Genomic DNA, 25,185 nt, shown 5'->3' on the forward strand with positions numbered 1-25,185 from the left:
ACCAGATCCTGAATCGGGTGGCGCGCGCCGCCCTTGCCGTCGCCGCGTTTTCATCGGCCACCGCGTTCGCGCAGGGACGCTCGGCGGTCGAGGAGATCGAGCGGTACAGGCAGGCCCTCAGCGACGGCAATCCCGCCGAGTTGTGGGAAGCGCGCGGCGAAGGCATCTGGAAGGAAACGCGGGGCCCGAAAGGCGCGACGCTCGAGAAGTGCGACCTCGGTCTTGGGCCGGGCGTCGTGAAGGGCGCCTACGCGGAACTGCCGCGCTATTTCGCTGATTCCGGCAAGGTCGAGGATCTCGAGTCGCGGCTGGTGACGTGTATGGTCACGCTGCAGGGATTCACTCCCGAGCAGGCGAAGAAGGATCCGTTCGGCGGTCCGGGAAAGAAGGTTCCCATGGACGCGCTGGTGGCCTTCATCACGTCCGAATCGCGCGGCGTCACGATGAACGTGAAGACGAACCACCCGAAGGAAACGGAAGCCTACGAGATCGGCAAGAAGATCTTCTTCCACCGGGGCGGGCCGTACGATTTCGGATGTTCCACGTGCCACGGCGTCGACAACATCCGCATCCGCCTGCAGGACCTTCCCAACCTGACCAAACAGGCGGACGCCCAGCGCGCCTACACCTCGTGGCCCGCCTACCGGGTTTCACAGGGCGAGGTCCGGTCGTTCCAGTGGCGCCTCGAGGACTGCTTCCGCCAGCAGCGATTCCCGCATCTGGAATTCACCTCGGAAGCCTCGATCGCACTGACCATGTTCCTGGCGAAAAACGCCAACGGCGCCCCGTTCAACGCGCCGGCGATCAAGCGCTGAAGGAGAGACGACATGAAGACGAAATTCATTGCCCTTTCGGCACTCGCCGCGCTGGCGGCTGGTTGCGCGACCACGCCCTCCGACGATGAGATCTCGGCCAAGGCCTACGCGGCCATGAAGGCAGGATTCAAGGAGCGAGGGCAGGCGAAGCTCGACCGGCTCGACCAGGACGAGTTGCAGCGCCTGTGCTCGACCGATTCGGGGGACAGGACCCTGCCGAAGGACGTCTCCGACCGCATCGAAAAGCAGCAACTCGCCACGATCAAGTTCCCGGCGGATGGCAAGTTGCTCGGCGACTGGAAATCTGGCGAGAAGATCGCACAGTCGGGGCAGGGGGGGCAGTACAGCGACGACCCCAAGAAGCCCTCCGGGGCGAACTGCTATGCCTGTCACCAGCTGACAAGGCAGGAGCTCTCGTACGGGACGATCGGGCCCAGCCTCTACAACTTCGCGAAGGTTCGCGGATACGGCCCGGACGCCCAGAAATACGCCTGGAGCAAGGTCTACAACTCCCATGCGTTCGCGGCCTGCTCCAGCATGCCCCGGTTCGGATACAAGGGAATCCTCACCGAACAGCAGATCAAGGATGTCGTCGCACTCTTGATGGACCCCAAGTCGCCCGTCAACCAATAGCGCTAGGGAGGAGTTCCACCCACCCCGGGGCGGGTTATGTGCCCGCCCTTTATTTCGCCAAGGAACATTAGCCATGACTAATGCATTTGCCAGAGCCGCAGTGGCCTTTCTTCTTGTCTCGAGCCCGGTGGTCGCCGTGGAGCCGGCCACCTTCAACGTGAAGGCGCTAACGCCGGAGACCGCCCTCAAGGCCGCGCAGGTGGCGCTCGCCAAGTGTCGCGCCGATGGCTATCAGGTGTCGGTGGCCGTCGTGGACCGCTCCGGTCTCGTCCAGGTGATGCTGCGCGACCGATTTGCCGGCGCTCATTCCCCGGACACCGCGACGAGCAAGGCATGGACGGCCGTGTCATTCAGGACGAACACGACCGACCTGCAGAAGATAACGCAACCAGGTCAGCCCTCCTCCGGTATCCGCAACCTGCCGGGAGTCGTGGCCGTTGGTGGCGGGGTGAAGATCGAGGCTGGCGGATCGATCGTCGCCGGCATCGGCGTCTCGGGCGCTCCCGGCGGCGACGCAGACGAGGTATGCGCCAATGCCGGCATCAAGGCGATCGCCGACTCCCTCGAGTTCTGACCGCGTTCCAGGGTCGATCCGGCAATCGAGATCAAGGCACTTTGATGGACCGTCGCGAATTCCTGAACATCCTCGCCATCGCCTCTGCCGCGGGGCTGCCGATTTCCTCCCGTGAAGCGCTGGCTGCTGCGGATGGCGCCAGGCTCTACGACGTGCCCCGCTTCGGCAACGTGAGCCTGCTGCACATGACCGACTGCCACGCGCAGCTCATGCCGATCCACTTCCGCGAGCCGGACGTCAACCTCGGCATCGCGGGCGCCGCGGGCAGAGCGCCCCACCTCGTGGGCGAGCACCTCCTCAAGGCCTACGGTGTCAGCGCGAAGAGCGCTCAGGCGCACGCCTTTACCTATCTGGACTTCACGCAGGCTGCGAAGACCTACGGCAAGGTGGGCGGCTTCGCCCATCTCGCCACGCTGGTGAAGAACCTCAAGGCCTCACGCCCGGGCGCGCTCCTGCTGGACGGCGGCGACACGTGGCAGGGAAGCGCGACGGCGCTGTGGTCGAACGGGCAGGACATGGTGGATGCCAGCAAGCTTCTCGGCGTCGAAGTGATGACGGGGCACTGGGAGTTCACCCTCGGAGCCAAGCGCGTGAAGGAGATCGTGGACAACGACTTCAAGGGCAAGGTGGACTTCCTCGCCCAGAACGTGGTCACCGCGGATTTCAACGACCCCGTCTTTGCGCCGTTCGTGATCAAGCAGATCAACGGTGTGCCGGTCGCGATCGTCGGGCAGGCGTTCCCGTACACGCCCATCGCCAACCCGCGTTACCTGGTGCCCGACTGGACCTTCGGCATCAAGGAGCCGGAACTGCAGAAGGCCGTGGACGAGGCAAGAGGGAAGGGCGCGCAGGTCGTCGTACTCCTCTCGCACAACGGCATGGACGTGGACCTGAAGCTCGCCGGCCGCGTCACGGGGATTGACGCGATCCTGGGCGGGCACACGCACGACGGCGTCCCGCAGCCGGTGGAAGTGAAGAACGCGAAGGGCGTGACGCTGGTCACCAACGCGGGGTCGAACAGCAAGTTTCTCGGCGTGCTCGACTTCGACGTGAAGGGCGGCCGGATCGCCGGCTGGAAATACCGACTGCTGCCGGTCTTCGCGAACCTCCTCGCGCCGGACCCCGAGATGGCGGCGCACATCGCCAAGGTCCGCGCACCACACGAAGCGAAGCTCACGGAGAAGCTCGCCGTCACGGAAGGACTCCTTTATCGCCGCGGCAACTTCAACGGCACCGTGGACCAGGTGATCCTGGATGCGCTCATGCAGGTGAAGGGCGCGCAGATTGCCTTTTCGCCGGGCTTCCGCTGGGGAACGACGCTCCTGCCGGGTCAGGCGATCACCACGGAGCACGTCATGGACTGGTCGGCCATCAGCTATCCGCAGACGACCCTCAATGAATTGACGGGTGAAATGATCAAGACCATCCTCGAGGACGTCTGCGACAACCTCTTCAACCCCGATCCTTATTACCAGCAGGGCGGTGACATGGTGCGCGTCGGCGGCCTCACCTACTCGTGCACGCCGGGCGCATCGATGGGCCAGCGCATTACCGACATGCGCCTCGCGGGCAAGCCCATCGCCGCCGACCGCAAGTACAAGGTGGCGGGATGGGCGCCGGTCGCGGAGGGCGCGAAGGGCGAACCCGTCTGGGAGGTCGTCACGAAGTACCTCCAGGACAGGAAGACGATCGCCCCGGTGAAGCTCAACCTGCCGAAGCTGGTCGGAATGGAAGGCAACCCGGGGATCGCCTGATGCGGCTGGCCGGCCTTCTCGCCGCAATTGCCTTTGCATCAGCCGCGGGAGCGGCCGGGGCACAGGATTACCCGGTGGTGAAAGTCCGCGTCGAACCGGTCAAGGTCACCGCGCGGGTCTGGTACGTCCAGGGCAAGGCGGGTGTCGCAAACGCGACCAACGAGGCCTACAACGCCAACGCCGGTTTTGTCGTCACGGACGATGGCGTGGTCGTCATCGATGCCCTGGGTTCTCCCGCCCTCGGAAGCGAACTGGTCAAGGCGATACGCCGGATCACCAGCAAGCCGATCCGCCGCGTCATCGTGACGCACTACCATGCCGACCATTTCTACGGTCTGAAGCCCTTCAAGGATGCGGGCGCCGATATCTGGGCGCATCGAGCAGCCCTCGAATACCTCACGGACGGGGAGGCCGAGCGGCGCCGGGAGCAGCGCACGCGCGATCTGTCTCCCTGGGTAACCCAGGACACGCCGCTCATCCCTGCCGATCGGTGGCTCGACGGCGACGAATCCTTCATCCAGGGCGGCATCCGCTTCGAGATCCAGCATTTCGGGCCTGCCCATACTCCCGAGGACCTCGTGATCGTGGTGCCGCAGGAAGGAGTCGTGTTCTCCGGCGACCTCCTGTTCACGGGCCGTGTGCCCTTCGTGGGAGAGGCTGACAGCAAGGCGTGGCTCGTCCGCCTCGGGCGCCTCATCGACCTGAAGCCCCGCCTTCTCGTCACCGGGCATGGCGAGGTCTCGAAGAACCCCGCGAAGGACCTCGAACTCACGCGCGACTACCTTACTTTCCTGCGCACCGAGATGGGCAAGGCGGTCGAGGACTTCGTCCCGTTCGAGGACGCCTACAAACGCACCGACTGGAGCCGGTACGCGAATCTGCCGGCCTTCGAGGCGGCCAACCGCGTCAATGCCTACGGCACTTTCCTCCTCATGGAGCGCGAGTCGCTGGGCAAATGAGCAAGGGCGCGGACCGCCGCAAGTTTCTCCTCGCTGCGCCGGTGCTTGCATTCGCGGCTGCCGGGCTCGCCGCACCCAGCACAGCGCTTCCGCTGGCGACCGACCTGCGCGCCGACGCCCGGCTCTCGCGCGCACGAAAGGAACCCATCGTCATCCTCTTCAGCCTGCCGGGCTGTCCCTATTGCGAGATCGTGCGGCGCTCGCACCTGGCCCCGATGCATCGCGATCCGCGCGAATCGGGGCGCGCGATCATCCGGCAGATAGACATCGACAGCGACGTGGCCCTCGTGGGCTTTGCCGGCGAGCGCACGACCCATGCCCGGGTCGCCAGGGCTCACGACGTGCGAGCGGCACCTGTCGTGGCGTTCCTGGACGGTGAAGGAAGGGCGGCGGCCGATCCCCTGTCGGGAATGCTCCTGCCGGACTTCTATTCCGCGTACCTGGACGCCGCGCTCGAGTCGGCGCGGGCCCGCCTTGCCGCGCGGAGTTGAGCAGATACCCCCCGGCGGGCTAAACCCCCGGACGACTTGCGTCAGATCAAGAGCGGACCCCTCCGGACGCCGTAGTGTCACCAAAGTCCTACAAGATCGGCCCGCTCCGGGGCCAGGGCCCCGGCCGGCGGGCGTGTCACAACAGGCAATTGCCAAGCCGAAGAGGGGTTTCCACCATGGATTCGACCCAAACGTCGTCCTACGAGATCGTTGCCCGCGAGGATTTCTCCGACGTCACGTTTCTGCTCGAAGTTCGCCATCCGATGCTGGCCAAAGCCGCCAGGGCCGGCCAGTTCGTCATCGTGATGGAGCACGAGCACGGCGAACGAATCCCGCTCACCATCGCCGACTTCGACCGCGAAGCGGGCACCATCACGCTGGTCATCCAGGCGGTGGGCAAGACGACCCGCGAAATGCAGCAGAACTGCCAGGCGGGCACGAGCCTGTACGCCGTCGTCGGCCCGATGGGCATCCCGAGCCAAATCGGATCCAGGAAAAAGGTGGTCTGCGTGGGTGGCGGGCTTGGTGTCGCCCCCATCTACCCGCAGGCACGCGCCTGGAAGGAAAGCGGCGCCTACGTGATCGGCGTGCTGGGCTTCCGCAATCGCGGGCTGGTCTTCTGGGAAGACAAGTTCCGTGCGTGCTGCGACGAACTCATCCTCTGCACCGACGACGGATCAGCCGGCATCAAGGGCCTGGTCACGGAGGGCATCAAGCAGACCATCGCGAAGCATCCGGACATCGAGGAACTGGTGGCCATCGGCCCGCCAGTGATGATGAAGGGCTGCGCGGAGGCGACTCGCGCCCACAAGATCAAGACGATGGTGAGCCTGAACCCGGTGATGGTCGATGGCACGGGGATGTGCGGCGGGTGCCGCGTGAAGATCGGCGAGACCGTAAAGTTCGCCTGCGTTGACGGCCCCGACTTCGACGGCCACCTGGTCGATTTTGACGACCTGATGGCGCGCCTGAGCCGCTACAAGACGGCGGAGAAGGAAGCGCTGGATCGCTTCCAGGAAAGTTGCAGGATCCGGGGCGAGGAAGCTGCATCCTCGGAAGCGGTTGCCGCCGTCGACGACCGTCCCTCGACGGACGGCTGAAGCGGTCGAGGAGCGACACGAAAGCCAAACAGGAGAGAGCGCCCGCCATGGCCAAGAAAAGGACGATCCGGACGATTCCGCAGGAGCGCACGCCCGCCCAGGAGCAGGATCCGCACGAGCGCGCCCGCAACTTCAAGGAAGTGTCCCTCGGCTATCGCCTCGAAGAGGCGCTCGTCGAGGCGGAGCGGTGCCTGCAATGTGCCGATGAGCCGTGTGTCCGCGGTTGCCCGGTCGGCATCGACATCCCGGCCTTCATCCAGAAGATCACGGAGAAGCACTACCACGGCGCCTACGATGTCATCACCGACACGAATCTGCTGCCCTCGATCTGCGGACGGGTGTGCCCGCAGGAAAACCAGTGCGAAGGCGTCTGCACGGTCGGCGACACGCTCGAGCCCGTGGCCATCGGCCGCCTCGAGCGCTTCGTGGGAGACATGGCCATCAAGGAAGGCTGGGCCAACATTCCCTACATCGAGCCCAACGGATACCGGGTCGGCATCGTCGGCGCCGGTCCCGCGGGAATGGCCTGCGCGGCGGACATGGCCAAGGCGGGCTGCGATGTCGTGGTGTACGAGGCGTTCCACCAGCCCGGTGGCGTCCTGAAGTACGGTATTCCTGATTTCCGCCTGCCCAACGAAGTCATCGACGCGGAGATCGAAAAGCTTCGCCAGCTCGGCATACGCTTCGAATGCAACACCCTCGTGGGGCGGCTTTTCACGATCGAGCAGATGGTCACCGAAATGGGCTTCCATGCGGTGTTCATCGGCACGGGCGCCGGCTACCCGAGTTTCATGGGCATACCCGGTGAGTCGCTGAACGGGGTGCTCTCGGCGAACGAATTGCTCACCCGCGCGAACCTCATGCGCGCGCGCGATTTCCCGAACTTCGATACGCCGCTGCAACCAGGCAAGCGCGTCACGGTGATCGGCGCGGGGAATACCGCCATGGATGCGATGCGCGTATCGCTTCGCCTCGGGGCGGAAAAAGTCTTCTGCATCTACCGGCGCTCCAAGACCGAGGCGCCAGCCAGGGTCGAGGAAGTCCACCACGCGGAGCAGGAAGGCATCGAGTTCAACTGGCTCACCAGCCCCATCGAGTTGCTGGGCGATGCCGGGAATGCCGTGCGCGCGATGCGCTGCATCCGCATGGAACTGGGCGAGCCCGACGATTCCGGACGCAGGAAGCCGGTGCCGGTGCCGGGCAGCGAATTCGAGATCGAAACGGACATGGTGGTCTTCGCGATCGGCACCAACGCCAATCCGATCCTCGGGCAGACGGCGAAGCTCAAGCTCAACAAGCGCGGCTACATCGAGACCGACGACACCCTCGCGACCTCGATTGCGGGCGTCTATGCCGGCGGCGACATCGTCACCGGCGCCGCGACCGTGATCCAGGCCATGGGCGCCGGGCGCAAGGCCGCGCGGGGCATGAAGGCGTACCTTGGCCTTGGCGACACCGACGGCATTTACGCTCCCGATTCCGACGACCCGAGCGGGCGTCGCTTCGGCATCGCGATCGAGGAGCACAACTTCGCGCGAGTGCGGCTCCTTCAGACCCCGTAGCCCTTCGACATCCAGACAATATCCCCGCTTTTGACGAATCAGCCCCGAGGCAAACCCATGAGTGATACGGCCCAACTGGACCGCAAGATGCAGGCAGGAAGCGGCGTCCCCCCCCCTGTTCGGAGCAAGCCCGTCGTCAACCTGCCCGAGCACATCGTCGAGGTGATCAGCGATTCGGGCGAGGGCGCGCAGCGCTGCGGACAGGCGCTCGCCGGAATCGCCGCGCGCAGCGGCAACGGCATCTGGACGGTGGAGATCATTCCCGCGGAAATCCAGCCGCCCGCGCGAAGCGTGGCGGGGGCCAGCGGCATACGCATCCGGATGGGAGCGAAGGAGGTCACCAACGGCGGTGACGAAACCGACCTTGCCGTGGCGTTCAACGAGCAGGTGCTCATCGGCCGCGTTCGCGCTGGCGAGTTGAAGGCCGGCGCCACGATCCTGCTGGAGAACACCTGGCGGGAGAGCCGCGACCCGTCGATCGTGAAGTCCTTCAACGAGACCGTCGCCTCGCTGGTCAAGGACGGTTTCCGGTTGATCGAGATCCCGCTCGAAAAGGAGTGCCGAGCGCTCATGTCCGATGCGAGGCGCGGCAAGAACATGTTCGTGCTCGGCATGCTCTGCAGCATCTACAGCTTCGACCTGCAGCTCGCGCGCGACCAGGTGGCACTCACCTTCGGCAAGAAGGATCGGGCCATCATCGACTCCAACGTGAAGCTGCTCGAAGCGGGCTTCGCCTGGGGCGAACACAACCTCGACTTCAAGTACGCGATTCCGGCCGAGCGCAGCAAGGTTGCCCAGATGGTCGTCAACGGCAACACGGCGATAGCGCTGGGTGTGGTCGCCTCCGGCATGGACATCTGTGCCATGTACCCGATCACGCCGGCGACTTCCGCCTCGCATTACCTGTCCGACTGCTTCGAGAAGGTCGGCGGCATGGTGCACCAGGCCGAAGACGAGATCGCCGCCTGCGCTTTCGCGATCGGCGCCTCCTACGCGGGCCGCTGCGCGGTGACCATCACATCGGGCCCGGGCTATTCGCTCAAGCAGGAGGGCCTGGGCCTCGCGGTCATGGCCGAGATCCCGCTGGTGGTGGTGAACGTCCAGCGTGGCGGCCCGAGCACGGGCCAGCCGACGAAAGTGGAGCAGGGCGACATGCTCACGGCCGTCTATGGAAGCCACGGCGACGCGCCCAAGGTCGTGATGGCGGTGAGCGGCATCGAGGACTGCTTCTACTCAATGATCACGGCGCGCAAGATCGCCGAGACGTTCAACATGGTCGTGGTCGTGCTGTCGGACGCGAGCCTGGCCACGGCCCAGGCTCCGTTTCCGCGGCCCACGTTCAGCGAGGACTGGCTGGCGCCCCCGGTGGACCAGTCGCCGATTCCCGAGGGGGCCAAGCCCTACGACTGGGACAGCGTCACCGGCATCGCGCGGCGCTTCGTGCCCGGGCAGCCGGGCGGCATGCACACGGTGACCGGCCTTGCCCACGACCGCATGAGCAAGGTCGCCTACGATCCGTCGATCAACGAGGAGAGCCTGCGCGCGCGCAGCCTCAAGCTTGCGGCGCTGCAGAAGACCCTGAAGACCCCGCCGGTGTTCGGCGATCCCGAGGGCGATCTCCTGGTCGTCGGCTGGGGCAGCACCAAGGGCGTCATCGAGGAGTCGGTCGAGCGCCTGCGCGCCGAAGGCCTCAAGGTCTCCTCGCTGCACATCCGCTTCATCCAACCAATGCCCTCTGGCATCGGCGAGATCATGAGGCGCTTCGGCAAGGTGATCGCGGTGGAAGGCGGCTGGGGCGATCGCATGGAGGACCAGCTCATCGACGCGGACAACCGCCGCTATACGGCGCTCGCGATGATGCTGCGCTCGCGCTTCCTGGTGGATGTCGATTGCTGGAGCGAGGCCCGCGGGCAGCCGATCAAGCCGGGCATCGTCGCGAAAGTGCTGCGCGCAAAACTCGAAGAGGGGAAATAGTCATGGGCAAGCCGCTCACCCAGTGCATCATAAAACTCCACGAAGAGCACCACGATCTCGAGGACTACCAGGGAGGCGTCCCGCGCTGGTGCAACGGCTGCGGCGACAATGCGATCCTCGCCGCGGTGCAGCGGCTCTGCCGCGACGAGAACCTGGCGCCCGAGCGCACGGTTTTCGTGTCGGGCATCGGCTGCTCCAGCCGCTTCCCGCACTACATGAAGACCTACGGATTCCACGGTATCCACGGCCGCGCCTTTCCGATCGCGGAGGGTGTGAAGTTCGCGCGGCCCGACCTGCACGTGTTCGTGAACACCGGTGACGGCGACTGCTGCAGCATCGGCGCCGCGCACTGGATCCACGCGATCCGCTACAACATGAACCTCACGGTGATCCTGCACGACAACCACGTGTACGGGCTCACGAAGAAACAGGCGTCGCCCACGTCGCCCATCGGATTCAAGAGCAACACGACCCCCCGGGGGTCCATTCTCGAGGCGCTTAACCCGCTCACGGTGACGCTCGGCGTGCAGAACGTCTCGTTCGTCGCGCAGGCGGTGGACTGGATGCCCGAGATGGTCTACGACATCGTCTCGAAGGCCTTCCACCACCGCGGCTTTTCGTTCATCCGCATCCTCCAGCGCTGCCCGGAGTTCCTGCCCAAGATGTTCGAGCCCTGGCTGCACGACCCCGGCAAGACGTTGCTCCTCACCCACCCGAACGGGCTGCAGCCGAGCGCCGAGACCAGCCGGATCTACAGGAACCAGCGTGAGCACGATCCGCTCGACATCCATCGCGCCAGAGAGATCGCCTCGTCGGAGGATCCGATCCCGGTGGGCATCCTCTACCGGAATCCCGAGATTCCCTGCTACGAGGACCTGCGCGGGGCCGGGCGCCCCCGCACCGTCGAGGGCGTCCGCAAGGGGCTCGAAGCGGAGTTCGACAAGTTCACGATCTGGCCGGAATCCGGTAGCCAGCAGCGCGCCGCCTAGGCGCAGGACGCGATAACGACAGTAGAGGCGAGTGGCAATGGACATGGCAGCGCGATTTCAGGACCAGTTGGTCTTTCACCTGACGGGCCGTCGCACGGGCGATGGCCTGGTTCCTCTCGACACGGACGCAATGCGCCCGGCGCTCTTCGCCGGGTACCGGGACCTGACTCGCATACGTCACGACTTCCCGCTGGTTCTGGCGGACAGCGGCACCGCCGACGGTTTCGCCGCGTCGCTCTCACTCCTTGTGAACCATGTTCTCGAGTCCCTCGCACCGCGCGGCATCGAGGGTGAGCGGCTGAGGAAGCACGTCCTGCGGCTCGAGCGCGAGTTGCGCGCCATGCTGGCCGCGGGCGAGCGGGGCTCGCTGTCGGAACTCTGGGCGATTGCAGCCGCAAGGCTCGCCTCGGATTCGGACGAGAGCGTGGCCAAGGTGCTCGCGCTTGCGGGCGATGCGCTCAAGCTGGACGGCGAGCTGGCCGACTGCGACGAGCGCCTGCCTGCACACTTCATGACCCATGCCTGGCGCCACGTCCAGGCGCAGAAGGCGGCGCTATTTCACGGCCACCTCGACAACCTGCAGAGAAAGCTCTCGGACATCGTGAGGGCCGCGTTCGCGCACTCCGAAGCGGGCCAGCAACCCGATGCGCTGCGAGCCGCATTCGGGGCGCAGCCCGCCGACGACTTCGATTTCGCGGCAATGTCGCGCCTCGTCGTGAGAGGCACGCCGAAGGACGAGCTGCCGGCAGCGCGTCGCCGCCGTATCGAGTGGGCGCTCTCGGTGCTCAAGGGCCAGCGCTTTCACGCGTCCCCGACGGGGCTCGCCGCGGGCGAGGCGCCTCACGACTTCCTGTTCGACAACATCGCTGCCGCCGTGGCGGCCTATCGCGAAAGGCTCCCGCAGGCGGTCGAGCTCGTGAAGGCGATCGCGATCGCGGACCTGGAGGCGCGCAACGGCTACGACGAGGCGGACCACGGCCCGTTCTTCGAGGCGTACGGCGAGCATTCCCTTACCGCCGACGACCTGTCGCTGTTTCCGGACACGCTGGTCTGCATCCCCGCCGAGCGCAACGACGCGCCGGAGAACGCGGGCCTGATGGACATGCTGTCCTCGGGCCTTCCGGTCAAGGTGGTGGTACAGGTGACCGACCTTCTCGAGGAGGCGTCGATCGGTACCGGGCACTTCGCCTTCGGTGTGCGAAGTGCGCGCCTTGCGACCACCGCGATGGGGCTGGGCGGGATGTTCGTTCTCCAGGCCGCGAGCTCGAGCCTTTATCGCATGCGCAACAGGATCGAGAGCGGCATGGGGTGCCCGGGACCGGCGCTCTTCACCGTGTTCGCCGGGGCGCCGTCCGCCGCGGGCGAGCTTCCGCGCTACCTTACCGCCGCCGCCGCCATGGAGTCGAGGGCCTTCCCGGCCTTTGTCTACGATGCTGCGGCGGGCGATAACTGGGCGACGCGCTTTTCGCTGGAACACAACCGCAATCCCGACACCGACTGGCCGAGGGAGCCGTTCGAGTACGCCGACGAGGCGATGCAGCGGGTGCGGGAGCAGGTGGCCTTCACCTATGCCGACTTCGCGATGTGCGACCGCCGGAACACCGAGCACTTTGCCGTCGTGCCCCGCGACCGCTGGACTGCTGCATTGATCCCAGCCGCGGATTGGCTGGAGCTGCCGGAAAGGCAGGCGGCCGAGCGCATTCCATACCTGCTGGCCGTGGACGCAAAGGACGCGCTGCACCGGGTCATCGTCGATGCAAGGATGATGCAGGCGACCCGCCGCTGCCTGCTGCTTTGGCACCGGCTCCAGGAGCACGGCGGTATCCACGATTCGCATGCCGAGAGGCTGCTCGCCCGCGAGAAGGCGACTTGGGAAGCACAAAAGTCCGAGGAGATGGACGCGCTTCGCCAGTCCGCGGCTGCAGCAGTACCCGCGGTAGCGGCAGAAGCCGCTGCGCCGGGTCCGGCTGCGTCCGCGTCGGCTGCGCCGGCGCAAGCCGCCGAGGAAAAGCCCCCGTCGGACGACCCGTGGATCGAGACGGCGCGCTGTCCGAGCTGCAACGAGTGCCAGCTCATCAATCCGGAGCTGTTCGGCTACAACGACAACAAGCAGGCCTTCATCAAGGATGTGAACGCCGGCACCTTCAAGCAGCTCGTCGAGGCGGCAGAGACCTGCCAGGTCGCCATCATCCATCCCGGCAAACCCCGCAATCCGGGCGAGCCGGGGCTCGAGGACCTGATGAAGCGCGCCGAGGCCTTCAACTGAGGTCTATTTCTCGGGAAGCTTGTAGTAGGTCGCGTTGAGGAACGCAGCGATGTCTTCCTCGTCTTCCGGGAAGAGGCCGATATTGAGCTCGGAATTGCAGAGCGCGACCTGCGACTTGAGCTTGGCCCAACTCGCGACCCTGCGGTCGCTTCTCAGGTAGACGGTACCGGCGGGGCCATCGATCTTCTTCTCGTGGCACGCCTCGCACTTGTGCGAATCGACGAGTTTGCGGCCCTGCGCGGCATCCAGCGCGGCAATGGACGCGAGCGGTATCAGGAGCGCAAGGCAGGCTGCGTCACGCAGTTTCATCGCGGGAGTTCCGGCAAGGGCGACCGGCGCAGTCTACACCGGCCTTGGCAACGTGATCAAAAGCTCCAGCGTGCGTTGATTCCGACGTTACGCCCGGGTTGTGTGTAGCGATCGAGGCCCACGGTCACATTCGCCAGTCCGCGAACGTCCGACCACAGCCAGTACTTGGCGTCGGCCATGTTGAAGATGCCCGCTGCGATCTCCAGGGTCGGAAGCACCTTGACCCACGTGGTCAGGTCTGCGGTCGTCCACGCCGGTGGCACGAACCGCGTGCCGGTCGACCGATCGACGCGGGATTGCTCCCAGGCGTGGGTCACGTGAAGCGATGTGCCCCATCGAGATGTCTCATAGCCGACGCCCGCCACCAATTGCGGAGGGTCGATGGAATTGAGGGGAACGTCCTTGCTCATGTCGTCGCCCCGCGGGATCGCGAAGGCGGCGCGGGCCGTCCATCCCTTCGAGAATCGCCACGCGGCCTTCGCCTCGACACCATAGATCCGGGCGGACGAGACATTCTGCGACTGGAAAGTGCCTGTGGCGCCCGGGACGCAACCCGGGTCGCCGGGACAGGGCAGGGCCGCCCGGGAGACGATGAGGTCGTCATAGCTCGTGTAGTACGCCGTGACCATGGCTTCAACGGTGCCCGACTTCAGCCGCAAGCCCGCTTCCGCCCCGCGGGAATGCTCCGGCTGGAGGTCGGGATTGGGGATGACCGTGTAGCCGGAAGGCAGATTCGTGAGGCCGATGTTCAGGTCCGAAGCCGGTGGCGCCCGGAAACCCGTGGCGAGCTGGCCGTTGAAGGTCACGGCATCGCTCGCACGGTAAAGGAGCCCCAGCTTGGGCGACAGGGCCTGGTCGGAGAGCGAGGCAACGGGTCTTCCCGGATTGCCGGAGGCAAACAGGTCGTCCGGCTGGGGCCGCAGGCGGAACGCGTCGAAGCGCAGCCCCGGAATCCACGTAAGGCGCGGATCCAGCCAGGCGACGGAATCCTGGACGAAAAGGCCGAGTCGATCCGTGTTGGTCACCGGGAAGTCCCGCGTCGGCAGCGCCTCGCCGCCCACCACGTTGGTGACCTCGCCGGTATTGAGGTTGGTCTGCGTGCCGTCGCGAATCTCGGTGGTCTGGATACGCGACAGCTCGGCGCCGAACACGACGCGATGATCCAGCCCGCCCCAACGCGGTTCCGCCTGGCCGATGGCGACGACCCCGGCTTCCTCGGCGTCGTAGCGGAAGAGCGGCTCGCGCAGGCAGCTTACGTTGCCCGCCGCCGTCAGGCAGACGGCCGTGGTGTTCGTCCGCAACTCGTGCGTTTCCTGCTGCGTGCGCGATTGCTGCGCGTAAGCGGTGATCGACAGGCGCGTGGCGGGTCCCAGTCCGTATGCCAGCGCTTCGATGCTGTAGCGGGTGCGGCGCGCCTGGTCCTCGCCCGTGAGGCTCTGCGTCTTCGTCGATTGCGGATTGAGCGAGAGGACGTCCGTCATCACCTCCCGATAGAATCTTTCCGCGGTGAGCGTGTAGCGCCAGCCGGAGTCGGTCGGAATCACCCATTTCAGGAGCTGGCTGTCCTGGTGCGTGTCCTGCGGATTCGGTTCGGTTCGCGGTGCTCCCGTCCCCCCGACCGTGCCCTGGTTCTTCATTTCATGCCCGTCGCTGCTCTCCGCGCCGATGAGAATCTGCGTCGTCCCGGCCGCGAGCGCGAGCGCCCCGCCCACGGAAGTCGAATCGTCCGCCCCTGCGTTGCCGGCGTACGCCTCGCCGCCGTACGCCTTGCCACTCGCCAGGAAGGGAGCCGCATCCAGCGTCGTGAAGGCGACGACGCCCGCGAGCGCATCCGAACCATGGATGGCGGAGGCGGGGCCGCGGACGATTTCGACCTGCTTCAACAGCCCCAGCCCCAACGCATTGCGCGAGGCATTCGAGAAACTGCCCACGCGGTAGCTGTCGGGCAGCCGGATGCCATCCACCGTCATCTGCACCCGGTTGCCGTCCAGGCCGCGGATGTTGAGGTTCCCGAGCCCGAATCGCGTCGTGCCGTTTTCGATGGAAACGCCGGGCTCGTAGCGAAGCAGGTCGCGCAGGTTGCCGGTCACCTCGCGAAAGGCCTCCTGGCGCTCGATCACGCTGACTGTCGCGGCCACGGACTCGATATCCTCCTCGACTCGGCTTGCGGCGGCGATGACCGTCACGGGTTCCAGTCTTGCGGCTTCGGACGCAGGACGGGCCACCCCACGAATTGGCGCAGGAAGCGGCGATGCAACTGCCCGGGGCGATGCCTCGCTTTGCGCGGGGGCATCAACTTGCGCCACGATGCGGCGCACGTCCAGGTTCAGGACATTGAGCTTGCCCGGCGTCGCGGGATCGGCCCAGGCCACGTGGATCTGCTTCTCATCGGGTGTCGGCAGGGGCAGGGGAGCATCGAGGGGAATGCGGCGCACCGGCAGCGGGCCGCGGTCGGCGATGCCTTCGCCCATGCGGTAGTCGTGCACGAGCCCGTCGAAGACGGGGTCCGCCTTCTCTCCATAGGGAAGCTCCCACGCTTCCGGCAGCGCCTCGAACCCCGCCAGGAAGCTCTTGCGGCGTGGCAGGTCGATGATCCAGCCGAGCTTGCCCGTGCGGCGGCTGCGGTCGACGAGGGCGATGCGGCGCAGCTCCAGGCCATCTTGGGCGGAGAAGACGACGAGTTCGCCTGCCACATCGTCCGTCGCGAGCCGGTAACGCCCGTCAGCGGAGGCAGCATCGATCGCCGCAGCCCGTGGCGCGGCTGCCGCGATCAGGCTTGCAGCGGCGGAAATAAAAAGGCCGGCGGTAAACCGCCGGCCAACAGGAAACTGCATAGAACAGCTCTGTCAGTAGACGTCGTGCTGAGTATTGTAGAGGTTGAAGTGGCCGGTCGGCGTGATGAGCTTCGGATCCTTGATCACGGCCTTGAGCTTGAGCGTCTTGTCATCGACCACGACCAGTGCTGAAGTCTGGTTCTTGGCGCTCCACACGGCGAACCACACTTCGTCGCCCGCCTTGTTGTATTCGGGCTGCACGACCCGTCCCGCGCCGTCGCCGATGCCGGCCCATTCCGCGATCGGCAGCGTCTTGAAGCCCTTGTCGAGGTTGTTGATGTCGAACACCGCGATGGACTTGGAGAGCTTGGGATCGGGGTTGAGGGGCGTGTCCACCCAGAGGTTCTTCGACTTCGGGTGCGTCTTGATGAAGAGGTTCCCGCCGCCCTGGCCATCGAGCATCTGCACCACCTTCCAGGCGTTCTCCTTGTGCTTCACGGGGTCGGTGCCGATGAGCGCGATCTTCTCGCTTCCCAGGTGGCCGGTCGCCCAGACGGGGCCGAACTTCGGGTGCACGAAGTTGGCGCCGCGGCCCGGATGCGGGATCTTGTCCACGTCGACCAGCGCGGAGAGCTTGCCTTCCTTCGCATCCACCACCGCGATCTTGTTCGACTGGTTGGCCGCCATCAGCACGTAGCGGTGCGTCGCGTCCCAGCCGCCGTCGTGCAGGAAGCGCGCAGCGGGGATCTCGGTCACCGTGAGGTTCTTGATGTCCTTGTAGTTCACCATCAGGATCTTGCCCGTCTCCTTCACGTTGATCACGAACTCGGGCTTGAAGTGGGAAGCGACGATGGCGGCCACGCGCGGCTCGGGGTGATATTCCTGCGTGTCCACCGTCATGCCTCGGGTGGCGACGATCTTGAGGGGCTCCAGCGTGTCGCCGTTCATGATCACGTACTGCGGCGGCCAGTAGGAGCCGGCGATGGCGTACTTGTCCTCGTAGCCCTTGTACTTCGAGGTATCGACGGAACGCGCCTCCAACCCCGTGCGGATCTCGGCCACGTTGTCGGGCGTCTCCATCCACAGGTCGATCATGTTGACCTTGGCGTCGCGCCCGATCACGAAGAGGTAACGGCCGGAGGCCGACACACGGGAGATGTGCACCGCGTAGCCCGTCTTCACGATGTTGATGATCTTCTTGGAGTCGCCGTCGATGAGGGCGACCTCGCCCGTGTCACGCAGGGTGGTCGAGAAGATGTTGTCGATCTTGTACGAGTTCATCTTCTTCTTGGGGCGCTTGTCCGGCGGCACGAGCACTTTCCACGTCGCCTTCATTTCCTTCATGCCGAACTCGGGCGGGGTGGGAGGCGTCTGCTGGACATAGCGCGCCATCAGGTCGACTTCGGCGTCGTTCAACTCGCCCGAGGTGCCCCAGTTGGGCATGCCGGCAGGAGAGCCGTACTTGATGAAGACCTTCAGGTATTCGGTACCGCGCTCGATCGTGATGTCCGGGGTGAGGGGCTTGCCGGTGGCGCCCTTGCGCAGCACGCCGTGGCAGCCGGCGCAGCGCTCGAAATAGATCTGGCGGGCCTTGTCGAACTCCGCCTTGCTCATTCCCGGGGCCTTCGGGTTGATGTCCTGATACATCTCCACGTTGACAAGCGGCGAGCCAGCGGCCTGGTACTTGATCTCTGCCTCGGTGGTCGGATGCTCGGGCTTCTTTTCCTGCGCGAAGGCGCTCGCCACCGAAAAGGCGAGCAAGGCCGCCGCGACGGGAGCGTGGCGTTTGAGAGTGGCGAGAGCGAACATGTTGCGTTTCTCCTTGGCGTTGTGGATGCGGGACGGGGCTCGGCCGCAACGTGACGACATTGTGGGGAATGCCCCGGGGGGTCTTACATGAACTGGTTCAAGAAAGACCCATGTCGTCCTGGGGGCATTGGGTGGAGCGCGATAGGGTAGTGGGCGGTAAGATCTTGTTATCGCTGGCCATTCCGTTCACGTCGTCAGCTTAGGCTTACCGCGGCGGCGCCAGTTGATCGGCGTCAAGCACCCAACACGTGCCGGCCGATAGCGTGTCTTGAGCGCGGGGTACACTGGCGTTCGAGATATCGCTTCGCCCATTCCGGAGACAAGAGCCATGAACGACACCATCAAGTACGTCCTCGACGAGGGACGCATCCCGAAATCCTGGTACAACATCGCCGCCGACCTGCCGAAGCCGCTTCCGCCCGTCCTGCACCCGGGAACGAAGCAACCCATCGGACCGGATGACCTGGCGCCGCTGTTCCCGATGGAGCTGATCCTCCAGGAGGTTTCCACCGAGCGCGAGATCGAGATCCCCGGCCCGGTGCGCGATGTCTATCGCCAATGGCGCCCAACGCCGCTCTACCGGGCGCGGCGGCTCGAAAAGATCCTGCAGACCCCGGCCCGCATCTATTACAAGTACGAGGGCGTCTCGCCCGCGGGCAGCCACAAGCCCAACACGGCGGTGCCGCAGGCGTTCTACAACAAGCAGGCTGGCGTGAAGCGTCTCATCACGGAGACCGGGGCAGGGCAGTGGGGCAGCTCGCTCGCCTTCGCGGGATCGGTCTTCGGGCTCGAGGTGGAGGTCTTCATGGTGCGGGTTTCCTACGACCAGAAGCCCTATCGCCGGGCGCTGATGGAAACTTACGGGGCGCGCTGCATCGCCTCGCCCTCCAACGAGACGAACTCGGGCCGCGAGATCCTCGCCAAGCGACCGGACCACCCCGGCAGCCTCGGCATCGCCATTTCGGAAGCCGTCGAAGTGGCCGCGCAGCGCGATGACACGAAGTACGCCCTGGGCAGCGTGCTGAACCACGTGCTCCTTCACCAGACCGTGATCGGCCAGGAAGCCATCATCCAGTTCGAGATGGCCAACGACTATCCCGACGTGATCGTGGGATGCACCGGGGGCGGATCCAATTTCGCGGGGATCGCGTTCCCGTTCATCGGGGCGCAACTGCGCGGCGGCAAGAAGGTGCGCGTGGTGGCGGTCGAGCCTGCAGCTTGCCCGAGCCTTACGCGCGGCAAGTACGCCTATGACTTCGGCGACACCGCGCACCTCACGCCGCTCACCAAGATGCACACGCTGGGCTCGACCTTCACGCCGCCGGGGTTCCATGCGGGCGGGCTTCGCTACCACGGCATGGCGCCGCTGGTGTCGCACCTGCAGGAACTCGGTCTGATCAGCGCGACCGCCTATCACCAGGTAGCGTGCTTCGAGGCCGGCGTGCAGTTCGCGCGGGCCGAAGGCATCGTGCCGGCGCCGGAAGCCAACCACGCGGTCAAGGGCGCCATCGTCGAGGCCCTAAAGTGCAAGGAGGAGGGCGTCTCCCGCTCGATCCTCTTCAACCTGTCCGGCCATGGCCACTTCGACATGCAAGCCTACATCGACTACTTCGGCGGAAAGATCAAGGACATCAACTACGACGAGAAGGAGCTCGCCATGGCGCTGGCGGGGCTGCCGTCCGTGGCGGAGCCGGCCTGACGCGGGTGTTCCCCCGTGGGTGGTGACCCCCTCTATCTCGCGATAGACCAGGGCACGCACGCCAGCCGCGCGGTGGTGCTCGACGCGCGTGGCGCGGTGATGGCTGCGGGGTCGAAGGACATCGGCCTCACCCGACCGCAAGCCGACTGGGCCGAGCAGGACGGCGAGGCGATGGTCACCTCCATCTACGCCGCCGTCTCACAGGCGCTTTCGGCGCTTGGGGACCGCCGGCAGGATCTGGCGGCGGCGGGCCTCGCCAGCCAGCGCTCGAGCTGCGTCTGTTGGGATGCCAATTCCGGCCGACCGCTGTCTCCCGTGTTCAGCTGGCAGGACCGTCGGGCGCACGTGTGGCTGCAGCAGTTCGAGCCGCATGCGGAAGAAGTGCACCGAAAGACCGGGCTGTTCCTTTCCCCCCACTACGGCGCGAGCAAGCTGCGCTGGGCGCTGGACAACCTGGCGGCCGTGCGCGAAGCCAAGGCAGCGGGAAAGCTTTGCTGGGGGCCGCAGTCGAGCTTCCTCGTATTCCGGCTCACGGCTGAACACTCGATGTTCGCCGACCCGCAGTGTGCGGCGCGGACCCAGTTGTGGAACCTGCACACGCGCGATTGGGATCCCGCGCTGGTTTCGCTCTTCGGCCTGCCCCCCGGTTTTCTTCCGAAGAGCGTGCCCACGTGCCATCGGTTCGGCACGATGCGCGTGGGGGACACGTCAATGCCTCTCGTCGCGGTGAACGGCGATCAGTCCGCTGCCGTGTTCGCCTTCGGCTGGCCGGAGGAGGATTCCGCTTATGTGAACATCGGCACCAGCGCCTTCGTGCAGCGCGCCGTCACTCACACTCCCGACTATGCGCCGCGCAGCCTGACGGGGATCATCCTCGACGACGGCAGCACCACGGTCTACACCGTGGAAGGCAACGTGAACGGCGCCGGTGCTGCGCTCGAGTGGCTGAAGGACGGATTGGGAATAGAGAACGCCGTGGAACGGCTTCCGGAGTGGCTGGATCTGCCCGGGGAACCGCCCCTCTTTCTCAATGGAATTGCCGGGCTGGGCGGGCCGTTCTGGAAACCGGACTTCGTCTCGCGCTTCGTGGGCGAGGGCGAGCCCTGGCAGAAGGCCGTGGCGGTGGTGGAAAGCATGGCGTTCCTGCTTCAAGCCAACATCGACGAGATCGGGAAGTACGTACCGGCGGCACGGCGCATGCGGGTCAGCGGGGGAGTGTCGCGCCTGGACGGTCTTTGCCGGCGGCTGGCCACCGTGAGCGGGCTGCCGGTGCATCGGCGCGATGATGCGGAGGCTACGGCACGGGGCATCGGCTACCTGGCAGCCGGCAGGCCGGCAGCATGGAACAACGCCGCCGCCGAGGAAGTATTCTCACCGGAGGGCAACGAAGCCCTCTGCCGGCGCTACGCCCGCTGGCGGACGCTGATGCGAGAGGCGACGGGAATCTGAGGTGGTTCTACTGCTGCTTCACCACGAAGTCGATCACGATGGCACCCGGATCGCGCTGGCGGTACTCGATGGCCACCGCTTCGCCGTAGCGGGCGCGCAACTGGTCGAGAAGGGGCAGGGGATCGTGATCGTTCACGAAGCGCATGGTCTCGCCGGGGCGCAGGGAGTCGAGCGCGCCGAAGATGGCGGCATGGCGGAAGCGCTTGGCGACTCCGCGGGCGTCGAATGGGTAGATCTGGTCCGGAGAGAGGTGGATATGGGGGTGGGCAGGCTGGTTCATCGAACTTTCTCCTTGAGATTGGATCGGAATTGAAGTCGCGGGCGGTCAGGCCGGCGTGGATTCGCCCATGTCGAGTTCGGTTCGTTTGGACTTCACCTTGGCCCATTCTTCGGCATCGGCAAGTGCTTCCTTGGTCTCGACGATGACCGGCCAGACCTTCGCAAGCTGCGCGTTGAGTTCGATGTACTCCTGCTGGTCCTTCGGCACGTCGTCGACGGCGAAGATCGCCTCCACCGGGCACTCCGGCACGCACAGGGTGCAGTCGATGCACTCGTCCGGGTCGATGGCCAGGAAGTTGGGGCCCTCGCGAAAGGCGTCGGTAGGGCACACGTCGACGCAATCGGTGTGACCTGCCTGGGTTTTTCGGACCGATCATAACTTGAGAGAATGGCTCCTGCTCTGCCAAGAGGAGCCCATGAAGAAAAGCCGATTTACAGAAGAACAGATGGTCGCGATGTTGCGCGAGGCCGACCGGACTACGATTGCCGACGTATCGCGCAAGTACAAGGTCAGCGACCAGACGTTGTACAGCTGGCGCAAGCGTTTCGGACAGCTCCAGCCTGCGGACGTCAAACGGCTGCGCGCCCTGGAGGCCGAGAACGCCAAGTTGAAACGCATGCTCGCCGAGCGGGAAATGGCGATCGATACCCTGAAGGAAATCAACCGGCGAAAGTGGTAAGCCCGCAGGCGCGTCGTGAGCAGGTTGTGTTGGCCGTGCAGCGCGGCCACTCGACCAGACGTGCGTGCGGGCTGATTGGCGTGGCGCGATCGATGATGGGATACCAGTCGATTCGAGCCGAAAGAGACGTGCCGGCGATTTCGGCCATGCGCAGGCTCTCGGCGCAGTATCCGCGCTATGGCTATCGGCGCATCCGGATCTTTCTGGGACGCGAGGGCCACGGGATGGGGGCCAGAACAGGCTCATCGCCTCTGGAAGTCGGCAGGACTGCAACTGCCGCGGCGCCGGCCGCGACGCCGCATTGCGACGAGCCGCCCGCGTCCCTTGCCGCCCCAAGCCCCGAACCATGTCTGGGCCTATGACTTCGTGTTCGACGCCTGCGCCAACGGCCAGCAGATCAAGTGCCTGACGGTAGTCGATGAATTTACCCGGGAATGCCTCGCGATCGACGTAGCCGGGAGCATCCGCTCGAATCGAGTGATCGAGGTGCTCTCGCGCCTGGTGAGTCTGCACGGAGCGCCGACGGCCTTGCGTTCCGACAACGGCCCCGAATTCGTCAGCCGCGCCATTCTCGAGTGGCTGACGCGCTCCGGCATCCATACGGCCCCATTGATCCCGGAAAGCCTTGGCAAAACGGCACCGACGAGAGTTTCAACGGGAAATTCCGGGACGAGTGCCTGAGCCTCGAGTGGTTCCGAAGCCGCGAGGAGGCCCGCGTCGTGATCGAGCAGTGGCGCCGACACTTCAACCATGTGCGTCCGCATTCGAGTCACGACTACCTCACGCCCGTTGAATTCAAGCTACGCTACGATTCCACAACCGCGGGGGCCATTTCCAAGTTATGAATGGCCCGGAAATCCCCATGCAGGTCAGGTGTGCTTGCAGCGGATGCAGGATTCGGTGACGACGTAGGTCATGCGCGGCTTTCATTAAGCTGCATATATAATACTGGTTAAGATTATCACTCCGTTCGGGCTGCCGCAACGGGGCTGGCGGGAGGCAAAGGCCATGGCGGAAACGATCCAGGTGTGGCAATGCATCGGCTGCGGGCGCGTTGAAGGGCCGGCCCAATGCATCGGAGTCTGCGAAGACCGGATCGTCGACATGGTCAACGCGGCCGACTACAAGGCTGACCTCGCCCAGGCCGAGGCCAGGGCTGCGGCGCTGGAGGAGGTGGTCAGGCGGATCGCCCTGACCTTCCCGAAAAACGGGGAATGGGAAAGCACCTGGCGGGCACTCCAGGCGCAGGCGAAGCGGGCTCTTGGGCCGGTGACGCAATAGTTTCAAGCGGGAACTGATGCGCGACGCGACGGAAATTTAAGGACGCACCAAAGACAAAGGCCCGCCGTGATGGCGGGCCTTCTTCCTGAAAGCTGGCTCCCCGACCTGGACTCGAACCAGGGACCTGCGGATTAACAGTCCGTCGCTCTACCAACTGAGCTATCGGGGAATCGGTGAACCCGGAATTATAGGTTTCCGGGCGATTCCGGTCAATTCAGAGGAGTGCCGAGCGGCGGGGGGGACGACGAAAGACCTGCTGAATCACGTCCCTGGGCCAGCATTTCCTTGATGCGGGCGCGGGCCTTGAGGAACGGGGAATTGCGGGCGGCTTTTCCGAGGTAGGCGTCCAGATCAGCATTTTCCGTGGCCAGTCGGCGGACGAGGGCGAGAAAATGGTCCGTGAGCTCGGGGTCGAACTGTCGGCCCCTGAGAGCAGAAATCTGGTCCAGCGCTGCCTCGGTGGCGATGGCCTTCGCATAGGGCCGGCCATGAGTCATCGCGTCAAAGGCGTCGGCAAGGGCAACTATGCGGGCACTCTTGGGAATGGACATGCCCTTGAACTGGCGGGGATAGCCCGTGCCGTCCCACCATTCGTGGTGACAACGGGCGATCTCCTCAGCGACGCGGACCTGGGGAATGTCGCTCTTCGAAAGGATCTCGGCCCCGACGATCGTGTGGGAGGCGATGAAGTGCTTTTCCGCTTCCTTCAGGGTCTTTTCGTCGAGAAGAATTTTTTCCGGGATGCCGATCTTGCCGATGTCGTGCAGGCGGGCGGCGATGTCCAGGGCATTGCATGCATCCCGATCCCAGCCGATTTCCCTGGCGAGTAGGGCTGAGAGGCGGCCGACTCGATAGCCGTGCTCGCCTGAGATATCTTCGCGGATGTCGGCGGCAATGGCCATGCGCTCGAGCATTTCGTGGCGGGAGCGGGAGACTTCACGCTCTGCCACTCTGACTCTTAGTTCGGCCTCAACCCGCTCGTGTTCGCCAAGATTCCTTCTTAACGAGGCGGCTACTGAATCCTCTCGAACACCCAAAGCCCGTAATTGGGTTGCAACTGATTCGGAAGTGACGGATCTGGCGTGCGCGAGCAGTTCTCGCAATACGCGCAAGGCATCTTCTGGACGATCAAGGTCGCCGTACAGTCTTGCAAGTTGTGAGAGTGAATCGAGGTAGAGGGGAACCATGACCCCCTTGAGGGACGCGGCCACCTCTTCCACCATCGTCAAACCACGATCGGGGTCACCTAAATAGACTTCGGTCAGGCCCTCGCAAAGGCGAGCAGTGCCTTCCGTGCGTCGTGACGGAAAGCGATTTGCCAGCTCTCGGATATACATTGCGTGATTCTTTGCCATTGAATACTTCTTGTTTCCAACCAAGATCATAATCAAATTAAGCTCTCTCAGAAGGCGGACCACGGCACTCTTGTGAGAGTTCGGTAATCCACTCAATTCAATCGCTTTAGATGCGTATGTTTCGGCAGTTGAGCACTCCCCTAAGAGGTGCATTGCAAGAGCCGTATTATTGAATACGCAAGCGCGCTGATCATCTGCGTCAGCACTATTCATGCTAATGAAATCAAGGGCTCGATTCGCGCACGCCACACCCTCGCTATATAGGCCTGAGTCGATAAGAGTTGATGAGAGATTTGACCAAGAGACATACTGGGCGTATCTATCGTCTAACTTGTAGGCAAGCGAGAGCGCCATGGTGTGAAACTCAATTCCACGGCAGCGGTCACCGGTCTCGGCGTATACGATACCAAGAACGCTCAAGTATCTGCGAAGA

The 25,185-nt window shown here is 64.9% G+C and carries 20 protein-coding genes, 1 tRNA gene and 1 pseudogene; 15 read left to right on the plus strand and 7 right to left on the minus strand.

Translation table 11 applies throughout. The features are described from left to right. Window positions 1-5 precede the first annotated feature (5 nt). The 11 genes from soxA (at window position 6) to IPP91_02175 (ending at window position 13,117) form a co-directional block, all read left to right on the plus strand. Window positions 6-815, plus strand: a complete 810-nt coding sequence (gene soxA / locus IPP91_02125) for a sulfur oxidation c-type cytochrome SoxA (protein MBL0140876.1) — start codon at window positions 6-8, stop codon at window positions 813-815. Between the two features lie 12 nt (window positions 816-827). Continuing rightward, window positions 828-1,448 carry a sulfur oxidation c-type cytochrome SoxX gene (gene soxX / locus IPP91_02130; protein MBL0140877.1) on the plus strand — a complete coding sequence of 207 codons (621 nt, stop codon included), beginning with the start codon at window positions 828-830 and terminating at the stop codon, window positions 1,446-1,448. A gap of 73 nt (window positions 1,449-1,521) precedes the next feature. Continuing rightward, a complete protein-coding gene (locus IPP91_02135; protein ID MBL0140878.1) occupies window positions 1,522-2,022 on the plus strand; it encodes a heme-binding protein in 501 nt (166 codons plus the stop codon). 44 nt (window positions 2,023-2,066) lie between these two features. Then, on the plus strand, window positions 2,067-3,776 hold the full coding sequence (gene soxB / locus IPP91_02140; GenBank protein ID MBL0140879.1) for a thiosulfohydrolase SoxB: 1,710 nt from the start codon (window positions 2,067-2,069) through the stop codon (window positions 3,774-3,776). Next, window positions 3,776-4,735: an MBL fold metallo-hydrolase gene (locus IPP91_02145; protein ID MBL0140880.1), complete on the plus strand. Its 960-nt coding sequence runs from the start codon at window positions 3,776-3,778 to the stop codon at window positions 4,733-4,735. The genes soxB and IPP91_02145 overlap by 1 nt, the downstream gene beginning before the upstream one ends. Before the next feature lie 41 nt (window positions 4,736-4,776). Beyond that, window positions 4,777-5,226, plus strand: coding sequence for a thioredoxin fold domain-containing protein (locus IPP91_02150; GenBank protein ID MBL0140881.1), 450 nt, complete (start codon window positions 4,777-4,779; stop codon window positions 5,224-5,226). A gap of 176 nt (window positions 5,227-5,402) precedes the next feature. After that, complete coding sequence (locus IPP91_02155; GenBank protein MBL0140882.1) at window positions 5,403-6,326, plus strand: sulfide/dihydroorotate dehydrogenase-like FAD/NAD-binding protein; 924 nt, start codon at window positions 5,403-5,405, stop codon at window positions 6,324-6,326. A gap of 47 nt (window positions 6,327-6,373) precedes the next feature. Continuing rightward, window positions 6,374-7,888, plus strand: a complete 1,515-nt coding sequence (gene gltA, locus IPP91_02160; protein MBL0140883.1) for an NADPH-dependent glutamate synthase — start codon at window positions 6,374-6,376, stop codon at window positions 7,886-7,888. 87 nt (window positions 7,889-7,975) lie between these two features. After that, complete coding sequence (locus IPP91_02165) at window positions 7,976-9,862, plus strand: 2-oxoacid:acceptor oxidoreductase subunit alpha (GenBank protein ID MBL0140884.1); 1,887 nt, start codon at window positions 7,976-7,978, stop codon at window positions 9,860-9,862. Window positions 9,863-9,864: 2 nt separating this feature from the next. Next, the gene (locus IPP91_02170) at window positions 9,865-10,851 is read left to right on the plus strand and encodes a 2-oxoglutarate oxidoreductase (GenBank protein MBL0140885.1); all 987 of its coding nucleotides are present in this window, start codon (window positions 9,865-9,867) and stop codon (window positions 10,849-10,851) included. Between the two features lie 43 nt (window positions 10,852-10,894). Continuing rightward, entirely contained in the window at window positions 10,895-13,117 is a 2,223-nt protein-coding gene (locus IPP91_02175) for a ferredoxin (protein MBL0140886.1), read from the plus strand. Window positions 13,118-13,120: 3 nt separating this feature from the next. On the opposite strand, the gene IPP91_02180 is transcribed toward IPP91_02175, so the two are convergent. The 3 genes from IPP91_02180 to IPP91_02190 are packed head-to-tail and all read right to left on the minus strand — an operon-like array spanning window position 13,121 to window position 18,009. Beyond that, complete coding sequence (locus IPP91_02180) at window positions 13,121-13,426, minus strand: hypothetical protein (protein ID MBL0140887.1); 306 nt, start codon at window positions 13,424-13,426, stop codon at window positions 13,121-13,123. Window positions 13,427-13,482: 56 nt separating this feature from the next. Next, window positions 13,483-16,260, minus strand: coding sequence for a TonB-dependent hemoglobin/transferrin/lactoferrin family receptor (locus IPP91_02185; protein ID MBL0140888.1), 2,778 nt, complete (start codon window positions 16,258-16,260; stop codon window positions 13,483-13,485). Between the two features lie 12 nt (window positions 16,261-16,272). Beyond that, complete coding sequence (locus IPP91_02190) at window positions 16,273-18,009, minus strand: c-type cytochrome (GenBank protein ID MBL0140889.1); 1,737 nt, start codon at window positions 18,007-18,009, stop codon at window positions 16,273-16,275. 328 nt (window positions 18,010-18,337) lie between these two features. Here IPP91_02190 and IPP91_02195 point away from each other — a divergent pair, with 328 nt between their 5' ends. Beyond that, on the plus strand, window positions 18,338-19,708 hold the full coding sequence (locus tag IPP91_02195; GenBank protein MBL0140890.1) for a TrpB-like pyridoxal phosphate-dependent enzyme: 1,371 nt from the start codon (window positions 18,338-18,340) through the stop codon (window positions 19,706-19,708). 15 nt (window positions 19,709-19,723) lie between these two features. Further along, window positions 19,724-21,157: a hypothetical protein gene (locus IPP91_02200; protein MBL0140891.1), complete on the plus strand. Its 1,434-nt coding sequence runs from the start codon at window positions 19,724-19,726 to the stop codon at window positions 21,155-21,157. 7 nt (window positions 21,158-21,164) lie between these two features. Here the strand turns inward: IPP91_02200 and IPP91_02205 are convergent, their stop codons facing one another. Both IPP91_02205 and IPP91_02210 read right to left on the minus strand, forming a co-directional pair. Continuing rightward, window positions 21,165-21,437 (minus strand): DUF2249 domain-containing protein, encoded by a 273-nt coding sequence (locus IPP91_02205; GenBank protein ID MBL0140892.1) that lies wholly within the window; start codon window positions 21,435-21,437, stop codon window positions 21,165-21,167. A gap of 45 nt (window positions 21,438-21,482) precedes the next feature. After that, on the minus strand, window positions 21,483-21,767 hold the full coding sequence (locus IPP91_02210) for a ferredoxin family protein (protein MBL0140893.1): 285 nt from the start codon (window positions 21,765-21,767) through the stop codon (window positions 21,483-21,485). 85 nt (window positions 21,768-21,852) lie between these two features. Here IPP91_02210 and IPP91_02215 point away from each other — a divergent pair. After that, window positions 21,853-22,961 (plus strand): annotated as a pseudogene (locus tag IPP91_02215) (IS3 family transposase). Window positions 22,962-23,124: 163 nt separating this feature from the next. Continuing rightward, a complete protein-coding gene (locus IPP91_02220; GenBank protein ID MBL0140894.1) occupies window positions 23,125-23,397 on the plus strand; it encodes a hypothetical protein in 273 nt (90 codons plus the stop codon). 93 nt (window positions 23,398-23,490) lie between these two features. Here IPP91_02220 and IPP91_02225 read toward each other — a convergent pair. Both IPP91_02225 and IPP91_02230 read right to left on the minus strand, forming a co-directional pair. Beyond that, window positions 23,491-23,566 (minus strand) — tRNA-Asn (locus IPP91_02225). A 40-nt stretch (window positions 23,567-23,606) separates the two neighbouring features. Further along, window positions 23,607-24,965, minus strand: coding sequence for an HD domain-containing protein (locus IPP91_02230; protein ID MBL0140895.1), 1,359 nt, complete (start codon window positions 24,963-24,965; stop codon window positions 23,607-23,609). Window positions 24,966-25,185 lie beyond the last annotated feature (220 nt).

The sequence above is a fragment of the Betaproteobacteria bacterium genome (assembly GCA_016720855.1).
Classification (GTDB): Bacteria; Pseudomonadota; Gammaproteobacteria; order Burkholderiales; family Usitatibacteraceae; genus FEB-7.